The organism is Asaia sp. Ae19-3 (assembly GCF_059801175.1).
Genome location: NZ_JBCHWF010000001.1, coordinates 1,960,129 through 1,978,885 on the forward strand (window position 1 = coordinate 1,960,129; position 18,757 = coordinate 1,978,885).

An 18,757-nucleotide genomic window follows, 5' to 3' on the forward strand; every position below is an offset into this window, starting at 1 on the left:
GCTACGGCTGTCAGCCCGCCTGCCATGGCTGAAGGAGCAAAATGGATGACCACCGAAACTCCCCGCCCCGTTCCGACGGAAACCCTCAGACCGCGCGTTGCCATACGCTATTGCACGCAATGCAACTGGATGCTGCGCTCTGCCTGGATCGCGCAGGAACTCCTGTCCAGCTTTGGCACCGATCTTGGCGAGGTGGCGCTTGTGCCAGATACCGGGGGGCATTTCAGCATTTCGGTCGGTGATGTCCTGATCTGGGAGCGCAAGCGCGATGGCGGCTTTCCGGGGCCGAAGGATATCAAGCAGCGCCTGCGTGATGTCATCGCCCCGGAACGCGATCTGGGTCATGTCGATCGCTAGAATAGCATCACGGAAGTAATATGCGAACGGCGCACCGTGACAATTATCACAACATGACCGGTACATAACGTTACGGCATCTGGGCAGGACAGAAATGAACGGCTAAGATCGCGCCATAATTTCAACCCCACCAGGAAATGAAGTGATGGACGTCACCAAGATCTCCCCCGGCAAGTCTGTTCCCGATGACATCAATGTCGTGATCGAAATTCCGCAGGGCTCTTCTGTCAAATACGAAGTCGACAAGGAAAGCGGCGCGGTATTTGTGGATCGTTTTCTGTTCACACCGATGAATTACCCGGCAGCTTACGGGTTCATCCCCAATACACTGGCTGCTGATGGTGATCCGGCCGATGCCCTCGTTCTGGCCCCTGGCCCGATCGTTCCGGGTGCTGTCATCCGTGCGCGCCCGATCGGCATGCTGAAGATGGAAGATGAGAGCGGACAGGATGAGAAGATCATCTGTGTGCCTCACGACAAGATCCACACGCAGTACACCGACGTGAAGACGATCAACGATCTGCCCGAAATCACGCTGAAGGCAATCGGCCATTTCTTTGAACGTTACAAGGATCTCGAGCCGAACAAGTGGGTGAAAGTCTCTGGCTGGGAAGGTCCTGAAGAGGCAAAGAAGGCTATCATCGCTGCTCTTGAAGCCGCCAAGTAAAGCCGACACGCTGTAATAAACAGTGACCGGAAAGACACAGTGTCTTTCCGGTTTTTCTATTCACAGGGCTGTGAGTGGAAAACAGGGCCTCGGCCCGTTGCCAATTCTAAATCATATGTAATAAAAAGGTCATGTTGGGATCAGGAATAACCCCCTCCTCCCATCCTGTAACGGAACTTTGCGTTTTCCATCCGACTGGCGGATTGCCCTCATGTCTCTTCCCCGTATCTCCATCAAGGCGCTGGGTGTAGTCACCACAGCTCTTGCCACGTTCTCTGCCATCCCCGCAGCCCAGGCACAGTCGCCTCTGGCTGGTGGCGCCCCGAACGGTACGGGCCTTGCTCCCGCCGTGCGCGTTTCGAGCCCGATCGGCACATATAACCTGCAGAACTCGTCAGTTCCTCCGCTGCCGCACCCCGAAGCGATCTTCGATGATCCATGGGGCTGGAACACCTGGCTGCGTGAGCATGGCGTGGCGATCCTGCTGGATACGACCAATGAATTTGCGGGCGCAATCACGAGCCCGACCAAGGGTCTGGGCCTGCGTCAGGGCAGCAGCAATGCAGGTCAGTACGGCTTTGAAAACGATATTGACTGGGAAAAGCTCGCTGGCATTCGCGGCTTTTCGACCCACGCCGTGTTCGTCGGCCGTTACGGCATTCCTGCCAGCCGCATGTTTGGTGACAACCTGAACCCCAGCCAGGAAATCTATGGCGGCGGCGGTAACGTGGTTGTCCACCTTGTCTATATCTATGGTGAAGAAACCCTGTTCAACGGTCATCTCGACATCGCAGCCGGTCGTATTCCGCTGCTGACGGATTTCTCGTCGAACCCGCTCTACTGCAACTTCATGAACAATGCTTTCTGCGGCAACCCGAAAGCATCGTCCGATAATACCAGCCATTCATCCTATCCGGATTCGAACTGGGCTGCCCGTGTACGTGTGCGTCCGTCGCAATACACCTATATTCAGGCAGGCGTGTATTTCAACACCATGGGTATCTACGGCGTCAAACAGATGCGCACCGGCTTCAAGTGGAACGGCGCGGATATCAATGGTGAAGCAGCACCGGTCGAGGCCGGATGGGAACCCATCTTTGGCAAGGACAAGCTGCCCGGTCACTACAAGATCGGTGGCATTGTCGATACGGCGCCCCATCCTGACGTGCTGTACGATATCAACGACAATTACTGGGCTGTGACCGGTCAGGCCCGCAAGGTGCATAACAACTCGTGGTCTGCCTACGCCCTGGCCGACCAGATGATCATGCGCCACAAGGGCAATGGCCCTGACGCCGGTATCACCCTGCTTGGTGTGTTCTACAACAACTCACCCGTCACCCAGACGCGTGAACGTCAGTACTCGATCGGTGTGCTGGATCGCGGTTTCTGGAAATCCCGCCCACTGGACGCCTGGGGTGTGAACTTCAGCTACATCCAGGTTTCGAAGAAGGTGAAGACCGCGCAGGAAATCCAGCAGAGCCTGGGCTATCAGACCCTGCTCAACGGCTCTTTCTTCCCGCAGACCAACGGTATGGTGATCGAAGCGATGTATCAGATCCGCGTCTGGCGCGGCATCACCTTCGCTCCTGACTTCCAGTACTTCATCCGCCCGGGTGCCCAGCAGGGTCTGAAGGATGCAGCGACGCTTGGCTTCAAGTCGCACATCGAAATCTTCTGATCCATCCCCCCTGCCCCGGCCTGCCGGGGCAGCAACACAGGTTTTACCTGCACGCCCTGAAGGCTTCCGTCAGTTGACGATGGAACCTATCAGGGCGTCGTAGTTTGCGAGATAGCCATCAAGCGACAATTCAGCCTCGGCAAAATGCCGCGCGCCCTGCCTGAGTGTGGCGGCGAGATTGCGGTCTTCGAGAATCTCTAGAATGGAATCAGCAATACGATCCGGCTCCAGGAACGGCGCCAGAAGCCCGTTGCGCCTGTCGATAACAAATTCCTCAACCGAGGCCGTCTGGCTGCCTACAATCGCACAGCCTGTGGCCATGGCTTCTCGCAGGGACCAGGAGGCAACAAACGGGTATGTAAGATAGACATGCGCATCGGACCGTTTGAGCGCGGTGCGGAAAATGTCGTAATCGACCTTGCCCATGAAATGCACCCGATCGAGATCGAGCCGTGAGGCCACTTCATTTAGGAACACGTTGCGCCAACTACCCGCTTCGACCGGCGGCGGGGCGCCATAGCTCGTGCCATCTCCACCAATCAGCACGACCCGGGCATCGGGACGCTCAGCAAGAATACGCGGCAGGGCGCGCATGAAGCTGTGAAAGCCACGATAAGGTTCTAGATTGCGCGCCACGAAGGTGATCAGCTTGTCCTGCGGACGAATGACATGCGGACCAATCGCGACATCACGCTCGAAAATCGCCGGCTCAGGCGCACAGAGATCCAGATTTACTCCCTCGCGCAGAAGACTGATGCGGTTTTGCGCCCAGTCCGGATAGGTGCTTTTCTGGAAAAGGGTCGGGGTCTGGCCATACTGATTGAGGTTCAGCGCCAGAAGATTGATGGCGTTCTTGACACGCACATTCGGAAAGAGGTCTGGCCGGGGTGGGAATTCCGGGTCGAAATCGACGTCATTCCGGTCCGTGTGGTAGAAGAACTCGAAATAACCGAGAATGGGCGTTGCCGGAAAAACATCGACAATATTCAGCAATTCGCCCCAGCCATGATGGCCGATGATGATATCGGGTGTGTAGCCAAGCCCCTTGAGCGTCTGGGCAGCACGCGCCACCGCTTCGGCCCGGATCAGTCCCATTTCCAGTTCGCGCAAGGAGGGATGGGTATGTTGTAAAACGGCCCGGTCCTGCCGATACAACACACGCCTCACACCGGGAAGCGCTCCCTCATTGGCCTCGGAAATAAAGACGATCTCGTGCTCGCCCTGCGCATGCAGATGCCGGACCAGATGGAGAAACTGGCCGGGGAAATTCTGATGCACGAACAGGAAACGCACGACCGACAGACTTTCAATTGCTCGACATGAAAGAGCGGTCCTCTTCCTGCCGTAATTCTGGCAGCAGGTTCAAGCCCTCTGCCAGACACGCCCATGACCAGGCAGATAAGGGCTCTCATGCCATCGCTGACTGGCAGAGAGCCTCTTGATATCAGGCTTACGAAGCCTTGCGACGAGGCGAGGCCTTCTTGGCGCCCTTGCCCGAGGCAGCGGCGTTCGCGCCAGCGTCACGAGGAAGGATTTCCAGATGGAAAGCCTCAAGCGGTGCCAGTGACTCAGCTTCCAGAGTTTCTCCGCCGGACACAGGGCCAAGCCGCGTGCCATCAGTGAAGGTCGCGCTCAGAACGATGTCGAACTTGTCTTCAGCGCCATTCTTCAGGCGAACACACAAACCGAGGATCGGCAGCGCCATGCCGCGCGAGCCGCAATACTGACCCGCTTCAGCCCAGGGAGACAACCAGCCTTTGCCAAGCACTGCCTGGTATTCGATATCTTCCGGCGCGATCTGGCTCTGCGGTGCAATGCCAAAACCCTCGATCCAGTTCTGACTGCCAGGCTCACCCATCCATTCGCCAATCGAGGCAAGAACATCGCCGCGACGCTGAACATGGGCTGCGACTTCAGGCTTGAAGTCAGGATGAGGGGCCTGCGCCACGGCACCGGGCTGAGCCGCAACAGCCGCTTGCGATGCGGAAGCTGCACCCGGTGTTGCGACCGGCTCACCCGAAAGACGGGCAACCTGAATGCCCGGCGCAGGCATTGTGCTGTCGGGCGCCTGATAGGTTGTAACAAGAATCTGCGCCGGACCACGTGACACGCGCACCAGAGCGGCACCCGCTCCTGCACCATGGCTTGCGCTGATCACCCCGTCATCGTCGATCGTGGTGATGGACACGACACCTGCCGGCATGTTGGGCGCCTGGGTGACCGTAACCGCCGGATAGCCATTGACACAGTGCGCGGCACTTTCAGGCGGCAGGAAAACACAATACAGCCCCGCATCGAATGTCATCAGAGATCCATGGACCTTGAGCTGAACTACCTGATCCTGCCCCGGAGAATTCGTCGAGTTAGACATCTATACTTACTCACCACTTATTTGAGCTTGGACAAAAGATACAGGCACACCGAACCTGACCACATTTCGTTAAGAAATCTCACGAGCTATATCAGCTAATATGCAATTATTAAAGTCGCATCCTTTAATGTGATAAGTGTAGCAAGAAATTACTCAATAATGGCACAGGCATTCCGAGTGGCACCACCGCCCCCCTGCCCGACTTCTGAATACGCTCCGATTGCGCCCCCAGATCGAAACTTACGGCCCTCAATCCGGCATTCCACAAATTGGAAAGAGCAAAGCACCAGGTCTCCGGCCAGACTGACGGAATAAGACCAAGGTCGCATTCAAAAGATTCGATCAGACGCGTCGCCTCGTCTTCACGATACTCGCCCGTAATCATCACATGGCCTGTCGCCATCAGGCGGTCGTCGTCGATTGTATAACCGGCCACGACATAATCCAGCGGCAGATTGCGATTCGCCGCGTCCTGGGCCAGCTGCAACACGATCTCGAAGCCTTTCTCCCGCCCTATGGCCCCAGGCACACAGATGCGACGGCGATGGCCGTCACGGGGCCGTGCAGGCTTGAGCGGGGGGTAATGTCCTGTTTCGAGCGGTTCGAGCGTGACATCCAGCCCGGGGAAATGACGCCGCATACGTCTTTGCAAATCATGCGAACTGGCAAAGACCGCACGTGCAGCGCGCAGCATGTCATTGGAGCGCCCGACAAGCTCCGACACAGACAGATCGGAGTCAATCAGTGTGCCCTGCTGAGCCACGCAGCTCTCGCATCCGGCGAGAGAGGGCTCTCCGCAATAATGATGGTTCGGGCCGACGAGGCAGATTCGCGGACAGAACCAGACATAATCGTGCAGCACGATGTCCCATTGCAGATCGAGCGCCGACGCCAGCGTCTTCATGCCGGGAGCATGACCAAGAAGATGATGCCACTCGATACGGCCAATCTGCATGCGACGAAGGACCGTCACGAGATCGGACCATTCATAGGGAAGGCTGAAAACGAGATTGGTGACATCGCCACCGCAATCCTCGATCCGGCATCCTTTCAGATGCGGTCGCAGGATCAGCACTTGCGTGCCCTCTTTCTCTGCTTCGTCGCGCCGCTGCTGCACCACACGCTCAACCCCGCCACCGGAATCATGTGAGACCATCATGAGGCACTGCTTCATGGACCGGCGTCGGGCAAGCATACGTACCAGCCCGACATTACGCCTGACCGGCGCCAGAGGGTCGGCATCGACGAACTGCCTGACGAGCCCGTCATACCCGGGATGCAGCTTGTTGAGCATACGCAGATTGCGGTCGAGCAGCAGGGTGCGCGTCCGCCCGAACGACACCGAACCGACATGACGCACAAAGAGGTCTGTCGCCGCGATGTTACGCCAGCCGAGTTCGGCCGCACGGCAGCAGAAATCATTCTCCTCCCCATAGCCCTGTGCGAAAATCTCGACGTTCAGAAGACCGGTCTGGGCCAGACAATCCCCCCTGATCGCCATGCAGAAACCATGACCAGTCGGCAGATCGATCAATCCAGTCTGCGGCAGCGAGGCAAAAATCTGGTCAAAGCCCTGCCCGGTTTTCGGATCTGGTGTTGGGTTGGCTTTCGTCACCGACGGATAGGAGAGAATGGTCGCGTCATTGGAAAAAGGGGTGACTGTGCCTATTGCCGCGTCGCGATCAAGCCAGGCACGCAATCGGCTGATTCCGCCAACGGGCAAAAGCGCGTCGCTATTCAGCAGGATCACGTCACGCCCCGCCGCATGGGCAAGACCGGCATTGGCGCTTACCGTGAACCCGCGATTCTGTCCATGACGGATCAGCGTGATTGCGCCGCGTGCGGCAAACTCATCGAGGCAGAGCGAGAGTTCGGGCTCGGGAGACGCATCATCCACGACCAGACACTCGATATCGTCACCCTGCTGCGCCAGCACCGCGTCAATGCAGGCGCGTGTCAGAACCACATCGCGATAAGCTGGAATGATGACGAGACAGCCCGTGGGACGCGCCGCAACACGGGGCTTCTTTCGTTGGGTGTTTCGAACAGGACGTGTGGTCGGCTCCTCCTTCCTGTCCAGCAGCGATATGACCGCAGGCCCAATCGGACTGCCGGTCAGAGGCTGACCGTAGCGATCGAGGATACGGATCTCGCGTAAAGGAAGACTCGCCAAGGGAATGTCGAAATGACGCGGTCTGGCGAGCGGCTTCTCCAGCTTGGCCCCCTGCTCAAGCTCAGACGCCGTCAGATCGATACGCTCTGTGCCGGTATCAATCACGACTTGAGGCGTGAAATCAGGATCGGCAGGATACCAGATCCAGCCTTCCAAACGATGGTGAGCAACGGTTGCAAAACCCTGCAACGTACGGATTGCACCCAGCGCGATCGGAGCACCGTAGAGAACTTGCCCTTGCGACGACACGGTTAATTGGCTGGCATGCATCCAGCTTTCGGGCAGGGTAAACGGCAGGGCCACATCCTGCGCGACGCATTCCCCATCAAGCCATATCATTACCGGATTGGGGCACTGGCCCATGACGATGCCGTCATTGCTGGTCGCACACCACCCCGGACGACCCGAATAGGGCAGGAAACGCTGGACCCATGGGAAGGCTTCGGGCGCAGGCGCGTAATTCGAGAGCATTCTCTCAAAGACTGAAACCGCTTCCGCCATCCGGCCAAGATGGGACAGGGCAATGGCCTGCCCAACCAGCGCCTTGCGCATAATAAAGCGTTCGGTGATCCAAAGCATCGCGTCATGGGCGGCCGCCCAGCGACCGGCCGACAGCAAGGCCATGCCGAAAGCGAAAATGACGTTAGGATCGTGACGGGCCATGCGAGCCGCACGGCCCAGCCAATAGAGCCCTGTGTTCTGGTCGCCTGCCTGAGCGGCATCGGTCCCGCGACGATAGGCTTCCTGCGCACGCGCATCATGCCAGCGCTGCCAGTCTGCCCGGTCCTTGTCCGTTATGACATGACCGAAACCCGATCGAACAGGAGGGGGCCGCCTAGTGGGCAGGTGCCTGCCCTCCCGGGCGTGTGCCCAACCGTCGTTCAAGCTTTGCCAGCTCGGGCGAGGCTTCATTCACGCCCTGGGCCTGCGCGCGCTCAAGCCAGATACGGGCTTCGACCGGATTGACCTCGCCTGCCAGACCTCTCTTGAGATACCGCCCCAGCATGAGCTGCCCCAGAGCATGACCCCGCTCTGCCGCGAGACGGAAGAAACGTTGTGCCTCACGCCGATCAACTGGCACGTCATGTCCTCCTCCAAGCATCGCACCGGCCGAGAACATGGCCTCGACACTTCCAAGCTGGGCCGCGTCGACATAAAGGGCAAGTGCTCGCGCATGATCCCTACCTTTTGTAACGCGCCCCGAGACAAGAAGCTGCGCAAGCAGGATCATCGCCTCGGTCATTCGGGCCTGTGCCGCTTTTTCAAGCCATTGCACGGCAGCCCCGGAATCCTCTCGCACGCCACGGCCCTCGAGATACATACGGCCCAGCCAGTACTGGGCATTGACGACGCCATCTGCCGCGCGCTGCATCCAGTAGGCGGCCTGCGCATCGTCGCGCTCTGTACCGACACCTTCGGCATAGCAGACGCCAACATTGAAGGCGCCGACCAGATCGCCGTTTTCTGCGGCCTGCAGGAAGCGCTTCTGCATGGCGACCCGGCCTTCTTCCGACCCGATGCCCGTCAGGGCCAGATTGCCAAGATCGGCGTCAGCCACACGATCGCCGCACTCTGCTGAAACACGGAACCATCTGGCGGCCTCGTCCGGGTCGCGATGCACCCCGGTGCCGGTCAGATAGAGCAGCCCCAGACCTCGCGCCGCAGCGCCGTGCCCCAGCTCGGCAGCGACCTGATACCAGGTGGCTGCCTCAAGATAATTCGGGGCCATTTCTTCGCCCCGGATATGCAGATCGCCGAGCAGGGCCGCCGCCTCTGCATCGCCCCCCAAAGCAGCGCGACGCAGCCAGGTTTCGGCGCGATCCGGCCGACGGGACAGCCCCTTTCCCTGCAGCAGATAAAGCGCAAAACGTGTCTGCGCCTGAACGATGCCGCGCTCGGCAGCTTTCTCGAAATAGCGGGCTGCCGCAGCGAGATCCTGCGCCTGACCGATACCCTGTTCGTTGATCCAGGCCAGAAAATAGAACGCTGTCGCCAGACCAGCGTCAGACGCCAGCAGCAGTTCGGCCGTGCCACGCGCGAGATCTTCAGGTGATTTCGGGTCAGAATGCAGGGCCATGCCGAGGCCGAGATGCCCCTGGGCCGACCCGGCAGACGCGGATTTCTCATACCATTCCCGCGCCTCAACGAGATCGCGCGATGATTCAGGGCCATTCGTCAGCACATAACCGAGAAGGGCCTGTGCGTCTGGCTGCCCCTCATTGGCGGCGAGACGGCTCCAATGGGCAGCCTGCTCCAAATCGGGAACGCGCTTGCGCTCCTTTCCATCACGCATGATGGTGGCGCGGTTTTCATCGAAGCCTTCAGGAAAGCCTACGAGATAAAGCGTGGCAAGCGTCAGGCGCGCCTGGACATGCCCGGCCTCCGCCGCCTTGCGCACCCATCTCGTGCCATCTTCGAGACTCGGTGGCGTACCCCAGCCTTCGAGATAGGCCTTCCCGGTTCGGTACTGCGCTTCGACATTGCCCTGCTGGGCAAGCTGGCCGAGGGCCTTGAAGCCCTTGACCGCATCATCTCCGGACTCGAGCTGCGCGATTGCCTGCCTGAGACGAGCATCACGCGATATAACCGAGGCCAGCTTTTCCTTCAGAGCCAAACCACTCTCCTTCTCGCGGATATGCCGCCCTTGCCTAGCTGGGTTCGCGCATCCCGTTGGTAGCGGCGGGGATCACCTTGCTGAAGAGATACTGGAGCACGGTGCGCTTGCCGACCTGAATATCTGCCGTAACCGGCATGCCCGGCGTAGGATGGAAGAAGGTCGGCACACCATGCAGTGTATAGCGATCGATGCGCAGCCTGACGCGATAAAAGCCGCTCTGGGACGGATCGTCATCCCCCATAGGCACTTCACCCGACGCCGCGCTTTTCATGTCTGCCGGACTGAAACTATCGGCGCTGATAAGGCGGACAGTGCCTTCGGCACCGCCATACTGGGTGTAGGGGAAGGTTGAGAATTTCAGCAGCGCATGATCACCAAGCTTGACGAAGCCTGCGTCATTGCCCCGCAACACTGACTCCATCTCGAGTGCTGCGCCGGTCGGCACGATCGACATCAACATCTGGGCAGGCGAGATAATCGAACCAACCGACAGCTTGGCAATATTGAGAATGACACCGTCATCAGGCGCCGTAAGCACGACCAGCTTGTTGCGCAGAGCCGCCTTCTCATATTCCCCAACCGATTCATCGAGGTGATGCTGCACTTCGGTCAATTGCGTGTAAACCTGCCCCTTCCAGTTCTGGACATACGCATCGCGTTCCGCCTGAGTCGCAGCGAGTTTGGCTTTGGTCGACGACGCCGTCTGTTGTGCCTCAATCTGGGCCCGTTCGGCATCCATCAATTCGCTTTGCGCAGCAAGCGTCGAGAGTTTGCTGCCAACCTGATCCGCCTGCAGGCGACGACGCATCTGAAGCACTTCATTCGCTACGCGACCACGACTCTGATGCATCGCAGCACTGGCCAACGCGCCCGTCATCTGACTTTGAAGAGCTGCCACTTCCTGATCGAACTGATCGATCTTGGCCGTGTACTCTGCATGTCGCCGCTCATATGACGCTGCTTCACGAACCGAGTAGCTGTCGTTCAGATCCGGCGTATAGGGCTTGCCATCTGCTTCGGCACGAAGACGTGCCAACGTTGCCTGATAGGAATCGCGCTGCGCCTTCAGATTGACGATATCGGCCTTGGAAAGGGTCGGATCGAGATGGGCCAGAACCTGCCCCTTCTTCACATACTGACCAAGCTCAACGTCGATAGAGCGGATGATCGACATCTCAAGCGGCTGAATAACCAGATCGCGGTCCACCGCGACCAGTCTGCCCGGCGTGCTGACAACCTTGTTCAGCGGGAACACCGCCGCCGCAACAAGCCCGGACATGAACAAAGCGCCGACAATCCAGATGATATAGCGTGCCGTCGCCGTTGGCGGCATGTTGACCATCGCCGCACTGGGAGAATGGAATTCAAGCAACGCAAGCGGCATGCCCTGCTGGGCAAACGGATCATCGGCCTGACGTGGCACATGAGCCTGCACCTCACGGCTTTCATCCTTCCCGTTTTCGGGAACAATATCCTTGTTGCTCACGGCTTATTCCTCATCCATCAGCATGGGATCGTCATTCTGGTCGTTCCGGTTGGACTTGCCGCCGTGATTGCTATGTTCATGGCGGTTCTGCTGTATCCAGAGCATGCGATAGATCTCACAGCGCTCGAGCAGCACCTCATGAGGGGCCACATCGACAACCTTGCCCTTGTCCATGACGCAGATCTGATGGCAATCAACCAGCGATGACAGGCGGTGAGAGACGATCACCATCGTGCGGCCCTTGCCGATACGCTGCAGATTGGCGTTGACCAGCGCTTCACTTTCCGGATCGAGGGCGGACGTCGCCTCGTCGAGAATCATGAGCTTCGGATCGCTGATCACAGCACGCGCAATGGCAAGACGCTGCCTCTGGCCACCGGAAATATTGGTCGAACCCTCTTCAATCGGCGTGTCGTAACCCGCAGGCATGCGATCAATGAATTCTTCCGCACCAGCAAGACGGGCAGCCCGAATGACATCATCCATTGTATAGCCGGGGCGCCCGGCAGTGATGTTGTCACGCACCGAGCCACGGAACAGGAAGTTGTCCTGAAGCACGACGCCGAACGAACGACGCAAATGGCTCAGATTGATTTCACGCAACTCGACACCGTCAAGACGCAGATAGCCAGTGTAGTTACGACTGACGCCCTGCAGCAGACGCGTGACGGTCGACTTGCCCGACCCTGAGCGCCCGACCAGCCCCAGCATCGTGCCTGCAGGAATTTCGAAATTAACGTCGTTGAGCGCCTTGATGGTCGATCCCGGATAGCTGAAATCGACCTGCGAGAAAGAAAGCGCCCCCTTGACAGGAGGGCGCAGACCCGAGGTGAGGGCCTTGGTTTCGGTCGGCTGGTTCAGCACAAGTCCGGCTTCGCCAAGCGACGTCAGGACCTCGTTGACATCTTCAAGGATCTTGGCGAGGCCGACGAGGGGCTGCGCCACACGACCGCCCAGCATCATGAACGCCATTAGTGCACCCGGCTGGATCGTGCTCGATCCAGAGAGAATGAGATAGGCGCCGACGAGAATGATACCGCGATTGATGAACAGATCGAGTGGCATCACCAATGTGCTGGGCCAGTTCTGCATACGCCCTGCTGCCAGCTTCCATCGAATGACGTCAGCCGTTGTCTCGTCCCATTTTTCACGACGCGTAGGCTCAAGAGCCATCGTCTTGACGGTACGAATACCTGCGACCGTTTCGTAAAGAATGGAACTGCGTTCCATCTCTGCAAAGACGAGCTTGTTGTAGACCCGCGTCATGGGCGGAAGAAAGATCACGATGATCAGGCCGATAAGACCGGCGCAGGCAACGGTCATCCAGGCCAGCGTGGCGCTCATGAAGAAGAGCAGCGGCAGAATGACCACGAGCGTGAACATGTCGAGAAATGTCGACATCAGCTTGCCGGTCAGGAAGTCACGAACCTTGTAGATGGCCATGTAGCGACCAAGAATACGCCCCGTCTGCTCGCGCTCATAGAATTCGAGCGGCAGCGCAAGAAGTCGATTGAAGGCGTGCAGCGAAATGCGTGTATCGACACGTGTGGTCATGACCAGCGTGAGTTCACGTCGCCCATAATTCAGAAGTGTTTCATAGAAACTCAGGACCACGACGATGGCCGTAATGGAGACGAGCGTCGACATCGAGTGGTAATTCACCACGCGGTCGATCACCTGCATCACGATCAGGGCCGGAAAGATCTGGAGAATCGACAGCACCATCGACGCGAACAGAATATCGCGCAGCGACTGCTTTTCGCGCATCACGACCTTGACGAACCACATCATGTCGAACGGCGCATCGGCCTCTGAAAGATCGCGACGACGCTTCACCAGAAGGATATCGCCTGTCCAGACCTGTGACAGACGCAGTTCGTCGACAGCTACCGGGATGCTTCCCTCATCGCCGAGCGGATCGCGCAGCCACACGATGTTTTTCTCGGGATCAGCGCGCACCATCAGAGCGGCGGAACCATCGCGGAACATAAGAACAATCGGCGGCGTATTCTGCATACGCACGAGGAAGCGCCATTTGATGCGCATTCCCTTGGCAACGGCACCGTTATCATTCAGCCATCGCGCCAGAGCAGCCGGCGAAGGCGAATCTTCACCAGGCTCGGCTGCAAAATCCCGGATATCGAGATCCAGCCCGTGAAACTTTGCAGCCGCCATCGCGGCCCGCAGGCGGATATAAACGGGGTTCTGGGTTTCGCTGTTCGCAGCGAGGCCATCACGATGCTTCACGAAGCTTCCTCTTGTGTTCCACTTAGCCGCTCAGACTTCAGGCCGCCCGAATAGCGCGAAAACCCCTCCCCCTGTCGAGCAGGAATCTCCGTTTCTCATCTCAAGTCATCGAAATTGCCGAACTTCGCAACAAATCTCTTCATATTCCTTAACTGATATTGTGTAAATTCCTGACGAGGCTCGCTAAAAATACGTAATATCTAAAATATGTAACGTGCCTTGGCCAAAACATCACTTTCAAGCATTTGTCTGATCTGCCCCTGAAGGTTATCCGCACATAAAATCACGACGAACGAGAATAACGGGCACTTCCCCCGCACACGATCAAGAAACAACTGGTTCAGCGCCGACAGAACCGGGTTCTGCCCGGCACAGCAGGCGCAGGAGGGCGTATGCCCCATCCAGGAAGCCCGTGCTGGCGCGACATCACGACTGACAAGCCACTCTCCAGCGAAGCCACCGACAGGCACAAGGCGCAAAAGGGCGCCACGCCTTGGATCCTGAGACGAGGTCGCGCTGACCGCCTCTCCGGCTTCCTGAATCAACAGGGGTATACGCCCCGTTCCCGACATGGCTTTTCCTTCCTGACGCAGCGCAATGCAGAGTATAGCAATCGACTGCTACTCTGGACATAATCGGACGCCTCTGAAAAAAGCAGGCTGCTGTGGCTTTTCCTGCCCCAGAACCCCGATCGTGCCTGATCCTGACGACGAGACCAATAGCCATCATGACACGCCCCCATCTGCTCGATGCCCTGCGCGACCATGTCCTGCTTTGTGACGGGGGCATGGGCTCGCGCATCCAGATGCTCGATCTGGAAGTGGAGCGCGATTACTGGGGGCAGGAGAACTGCACCGAGATTCTCACCCTGTCACGCCCGGAACTGATCCGCGAAATCCATCGCGGATATTTCGAAGTCGGCGCCGACATGGTCGAGACGAACACCTTTGGTGGCTCGATCGTGACCCTTGCCGAATTCGGTCTGCAGGACAGGGCGCGCGAGATCAACCGGCGTTCGGCAGAGCTGGCACGCGAAGCCGCCGAGACCTTCTGCGACGGGCGCCAGCGCTATGTGGTGGGCTCCATCGGGCCAGGCACCAAGCTGCCCAGCCTTGCCAATATCGACTATGACACGCTCGAAGCGGGCATCATCGAACAATGCCGCGGGCTGATCGATGGTGGGGTCGATGCCTTCCTGATCGAGACCTGTCAGGACACGTTGCAGATCAAGGCTGCCGTCAATGCGGCCAAGGCTGCACGCCGCGAACTCGGCTCGGATGCGCCGATCTTTGTTCAGGTAACGGTCGAGACGACCGGTACATTGCTGGTCGGCCCGGATATCGCCGCAGCCGCTACCACCATTCATGCCCTCGACGTCCCCCTGATCGGCATGAACTGCGCCACCGGCCCGCAGGAAATGGCGGAGCATGTCAAATGGCTGTCGGAAAACTGGCCGGGCCTGATTTCGATCCAGCCCAATGCAGGCCTTCCCGAACTGGTCAATGGCACCACGCATTACCCGCTTTCGCCAGGTGAGATGGCAAGCTGGGTTGATCGCTTCATTACGGAAGACGGGCTGAACCTCGTTGGCGGCTGCTGTGGCACCTCGACCCCTCATATCCAGGCTCTGGATGATATGCTGCGCCGTCGGGGCGGCAGCACCAGCCATCGCCCTGCCCCGGTCAAACGTCTGCACCACTGGGTGCCGTCCGTGGCGAGCCTCTACTGCCAGACGCCGCTGCGTCAGGAAAACTCCTATTTCTCGATTGGTGAGCGTTGCAACGCCAATGGTTCGAAGAAATGGCGTGAATTGCAGGAAGCGGGTGACTGGGATGGCTGCGTGGCTGTAGGCCGCGAGCAGGCTGCTGAAGGGTCGAACGCGCTCGATCTCTGCACCGCCTTTGTCGGTCGCAACGAAATCGCCGAGATGAACGAGGTCGTCACGCGCTTCACCTCATCCGTAAATGCGCCGCTGGTGATCGATTCAACCGAAACGCCGGTCATCGAGGCAGCTCTCAAGCTGCATGGCGGCAAACCCATCATCAACTCGATCAATTTCGAAGATGGCGAGGGACATGCAGAAGACCGCATGATCCTGGCGCGCAAATTCGGCGCTGCCGTCATTGCGCTCACGATCGATGAAGTCGGCATGGCCAAGACGCCGGAAGACAAGCTGCGCATTGCCGAGCGCCTGGTCGATTTCGCCTGCACAAAGCACGGTCTGCCACAATCCGATCTGATGATTGATCCGCTGACCTTTACCATCGCCACGGGTGTGGAAGACGATCGCAAGCTGGGTGTGTGGACGCTGGAAGGCATCCGGATGATCCGCGGGCGCTTCCCCGATATCCAGATCATTCTCGGCCTGTCGAATATCTCCTTCGGCCTCAATCCGGCTGCGCGTGCCGTGCTGAACTCGGTTTTCCTGGATCACGCCGTGAAAGCGGGCATGACGGGCGCCATCGTGCATGTCAGCAAGATCCGCCCGCTGCACCTGATCGCCGCCGAGGAAGTAAAGGTCGCGGAAGATCTGATCTTTGATCGCCGCACCGAGAATTACGATCCGCTGCAGAAGCTGCTTGAGCTTTTTGCCGGTCGCAAGGCAGCCGATGCCGTGCAGAAGCGTCGTGCCGAGACCCCGGCTGAACGTTTGAAAGACCGCATTGTCGATGGTGACCGAAAAGGCATCGAAGACGATCTGGCAGCCGCAATGGAAGAAATGCCACCGCTCGACATCATCAATACCGTGCTGCTGGATGGCATGAAGGTGGTTGGCGAATTGTTTGGCGCCGGCAAGATGCAGCTTCCCTTCGTTCTGCAATCAGCTGAGACCATGAAGACCGCCGTAGCCTGGCTCGAACCCTATATGGAGCGCGTCGAAGGTCAGGCGCGTGGCACCATGGTGCTCGCCACGGTCAAGGGCGACGTGCATGATATCGGCAAGAACCTTGTCGATATCATCCTGACCAATAACGGCTATCGCGTCATCAATCTGGGTATCAAGGTGCCTCTGGCTGACATGATTGCAGCCACGAAAGAACATAACGCCCATGCCATCGGCATGTCGGGACTGCTGGTCAAATCGACCGTGATCATGCGCGAGAACCTCGAGGAAATGGCCCGTCAGGGCATCGATGTTCCCGTGTTTCTCGGTGGCGCCGCCCTGACACGTAACTATGTCGAAGAGGAATGCGCCCGCTCTTATGGCAGCGACGCCCCCGGTCGTGTGGCCTATGCCCGCGATGCCTTCGACGGTCTCTCTCTGATGGACAAGGTCGTGAACAACCAGTTCGACGACTATCTGACCGCCATCCAGACAAGGCGCGCAGGCAAGAGCCAGAGAAAGACCGAACGCGCCCCTGAAATTGCGGAGACACGCGGCTTTACCCCCATCGACCCGGAGCAGGCCCGCGCCCGTCGCGCCCGTGTTGCAGGATCGGTCCCCGTATCGACCCCGCCTTTCTGGGGCGCTCGCGTCGTGGAATCAGCCCCGGCTGCGGTTCTGCCCTTTCTGAATGAACGCTCGCTCTACCAGTTCCAGTGGGGCTTCAGAAAACAGGGCCGCTCGCTCGACAAGTTCATGACCTATGCCAAGCAGGAGCTGCGCCCGGTTCTGAAGCGGATGCTCGCTTTGTGTGCCGACGAGCAGATCCTCAAGCCTCAGGCCATTTACGGCTACTGGAAAGCCGCAGGTGATGGCAATGATCTCGTCCTGTTTGAAGAGGATGGCGCGACCGAAGCCGCACGCTTCACCCTGCCGCGCCAGCCTCGCGAGGATGGCGAGTGCATCGCCGATTTCGTGCGTGATATCGGCGAGCAGGAGCGCGACGTGATCGGGTTGCAGGTCGTCACAGTAGGGCAGAAGGCCTCAGACCTCGCCCGTGACTGGTTTGAGGCCAATCGCTATCAGGATTACCTCTATCTGCACGGTCTCTCGGTCGAGATGGCCGAAGCCATGGCGGAATATACGCATAAGCGCATTCGCGCCGAGCTTGGCTTTGCTGCCGAAGACGACCGCGACATGGAAAAGATGCTCGCACAATCCTATCGAGGCTCGCGCTACTCCTTCGGCTATCCGGCCTGCCCGCGTCTGGAAGACCAGGAACCGATCCTGAAGCTGCTGGGGGCCGAGCGTATCGGCGTCTCCCTCTCGGACGGCTATCAGCTGCACCCGGAGCAATCGACATCCGCGCTCGTCATCCTCAACCCGAGGGCAAAATATTTCACGGTCTGACCGGATGGTGATGCCGGGTTCATCCCCGTCATCGGCAATACTGTTCCCAGACTGAATACCGGGCGCAATCAGACACATCACTGCCCTGAGTGCGCCGCCCCTCGCGAGGGGAAAGAGCCAAAATAAAGGGATCGCGATGTCGGAGAGGTTTGCAGAACTCTATACCCCTGAAGTCAGGGCGCGTGCCGATCGCATCGCTGAGTTTCTGGCCCTGACCAGTGTGGATGACGCTCCAAACAGGATCGACCTCATCTGCCTTGCCGGTAATGGCGTTCTCGCCTGTGTCGATCATGCTGCCAGCCTTGCCCGCCATCATGGCTGCCTTCTGCTGATAACAGGAGGCGTCGGACATTCGACCCCGCCTCTGATGGCCGCTCTCGCTGCGAGGCTGGACTGCGCACCATCCGCCCTTGCGGGACTTTCAGAAGCCGAGCTGGTCTCGCGTCTCATCACGGCCGACGCCCTCGTCCCACGCGATCAGATCATTCTGGAAACCCGTTCGACCAATACGGGCGAAAATGCTGCTTTCACGCGCGACACGCTGGAGGAGCTCGGTCTTGCGCCCCACCATATCGAGTTGATCCAGGATCCGCTGCTTCAGCGACGTACCGAAGCGACGTTTCGCCATGTCTGGCAGGACAAGCAGACACGCTTCTTTTCCTCTCCCCCCTTTGTGCCACGGCTCGGAGAGGCACTGACAACAACATCATGGACGGAAGAGCGCTATCTGTCCCTGTTGCTTGGCGAGATTCCCCGCCTGCATGATACGCCCGAGGGCTATGGTCCGAACGGCAAAGGCTTTATCGGCCATGTCGAGGTACCACAGGATATTCTGGTGCAGCATCAAGCTTTGGCGGAAATTTTCAGCGGCCAGTCTGGCCGCTGATCCGGATGGGGGGCACGCGATCAGGCGTCCCCCAAGCG

Annotated in this window: 12 protein-coding genes; 5 read left to right on the plus strand and 7 right to left on the minus strand. The window is 58.7% G+C overall.

Going from position 1 to position 18,757, the window contains the following annotated elements; all coding sequences use genetic code 11:
- The first annotated feature begins 45 nt into the window (after positions 1–45).
- From AAID99_RS08555 to AAID99_RS08565, 3 genes are all read left to right on the plus strand, one after another.
- Positions 46–357: an Rdx family protein gene (locus AAID99_RS08555; RefSeq protein ID WP_188426148.1), complete on the plus strand. Its 312-nt coding sequence runs from the start codon at positions 46–48 to the stop codon at positions 355–357.
- Between the two features lie 145 nt (positions 358–502).
- Positions 503–1,024, plus strand: coding sequence for an inorganic diphosphatase (ppa, locus tag AAID99_RS08560; protein ID WP_127100618.1), 522 nt, complete (start codon positions 503–505; stop codon positions 1,022–1,024).
- A 211-nt stretch (positions 1,025–1,235) separates the two neighbouring features.
- On the plus strand, positions 1,236–2,705 hold the full coding sequence (locus tag AAID99_RS08565) for a carbohydrate porin (protein WP_188426149.1): 1,470 nt from the start codon (positions 1,236–1,238) through the stop codon (positions 2,703–2,705).
- A gap of 69 nt (positions 2,706–2,774) precedes the next feature.
- Here the strand turns inward: AAID99_RS08565 and AAID99_RS08570 are convergent, their stop codons facing one another.
- The 7 genes from AAID99_RS08570 to AAID99_RS08600 form a co-directional block, all read right to left on the minus strand.
- Positions 2,775–3,998, minus strand: coding sequence for a glycosyltransferase (locus AAID99_RS08570; RefSeq protein ID WP_498493646.1), 1,224 nt, complete (start codon positions 3,996–3,998; stop codon positions 2,775–2,777).
- Between the two features lie 157 nt (positions 3,999–4,155).
- On the minus strand, positions 4,156–5,010 hold the full coding sequence (locus tag AAID99_RS08575) for a hypothetical protein (RefSeq protein WP_229719748.1): 855 nt from the start codon (positions 5,008–5,010) through the stop codon (positions 4,156–4,158).
- Positions 5,011–5,200: 190 nt separating this feature from the next.
- Entirely contained in the window at positions 5,201–8,134 is a 2,934-nt protein-coding gene (locus AAID99_RS08580; RefSeq protein ID WP_498493647.1) for a glycosyltransferase, read from the minus strand.
- On the minus strand, positions 8,085–9,863 hold the full coding sequence (locus AAID99_RS08585) for a tetratricopeptide repeat protein (protein ID WP_498493648.1): 1,779 nt from the start codon (positions 9,861–9,863) through the stop codon (positions 8,085–8,087). The genes AAID99_RS08580 and AAID99_RS08585 overlap by 50 nt, the downstream gene beginning before the upstream one ends.
- A 34-nt stretch (positions 9,864–9,897) precedes the next feature.
- On the minus strand, positions 9,898–11,352 hold the full coding sequence (locus tag AAID99_RS08590) for an HlyD family type I secretion periplasmic adaptor subunit (protein WP_498493649.1): 1,455 nt from the start codon (positions 11,350–11,352) through the stop codon (positions 9,898–9,900).
- A 3-nt stretch (positions 11,353–11,355) separates the two neighbouring features.
- Positions 11,356–13,527 (minus strand): peptidase domain-containing ABC transporter, encoded by a 2,172-nt coding sequence (locus AAID99_RS08595; RefSeq protein ID WP_498494289.1) that lies wholly within the window; start codon positions 13,525–13,527, stop codon positions 11,356–11,358.
- A gap of 272 nt (positions 13,528–13,799) precedes the next feature.
- Positions 13,800–14,171 (minus strand): hypothetical protein, encoded by a 372-nt coding sequence (locus AAID99_RS08600; protein WP_498493650.1) that lies wholly within the window; start codon positions 14,169–14,171, stop codon positions 13,800–13,802.
- Positions 14,172–14,323: 152 nt separating this feature from the next.
- Between AAID99_RS08600 and metH the strand changes: the two genes are divergently transcribed.
- Both metH and AAID99_RS08610 read left to right on the plus strand, forming a co-directional pair.
- Positions 14,324–17,833, plus strand: a complete 3,510-nt coding sequence (gene metH / locus AAID99_RS08605) for a methionine synthase (RefSeq protein WP_498494290.1) — start codon at positions 14,324–14,326, stop codon at positions 17,831–17,833.
- A 136-nt stretch (positions 17,834–17,969) separates the two neighbouring features.
- A complete protein-coding gene (locus AAID99_RS08610) occupies positions 17,970–18,719 on the plus strand; it encodes a YdcF family protein (protein ID WP_498493651.1) in 750 nt (249 codons plus the stop codon).
- Positions 18,720–18,757: the final 38 nt, after the last annotated feature.

Coding starts and splice junctions, on each gene's coding strand:
- AAID99_RS08555 (WP_188426148.1), top strand. CDS start 46: ATGACCACCGAAACTCCCCGCCCCGTTCCGACGGAAACCCTCAGACCG.
- ppa (WP_127100618.1), top strand. CDS start 503: ATGGACGTCACCAAGATCTCCCCCGGCAAGTCTGTTCCCGATGACATC.
- AAID99_RS08565 (WP_188426149.1), top strand. CDS start 1,236: ATGTCTCTTCCCCGTATCTCCATCAAGGCGCTGGGTGTAGTCACCACA.
- AAID99_RS08575 (WP_229719748.1), bottom strand. CDS start 5,010: ATGACATTCGATGCGGGGCTGTATTGTGTTTTCCTGCCGCCTGAAAGT.
- AAID99_RS08595 (WP_498494289.1), bottom strand. CDS start 13,527: ATGGCGGCTGCAAAGTTTCACGGGCTGGATCTCGATATCCGGGATTTT.
- AAID99_RS08600 (WP_498493650.1), bottom strand. CDS start 14,171: ATGTCGGGAACGGGGCGTATACCCCTGTTGATTCAGGAAGCCGGAGAG.
- AAID99_RS08610 (WP_498493651.1), top strand. CDS start 17,970: ATGTCGGAGAGGTTTGCAGAACTCTATACCCCTGAAGTCAGGGCGCGT.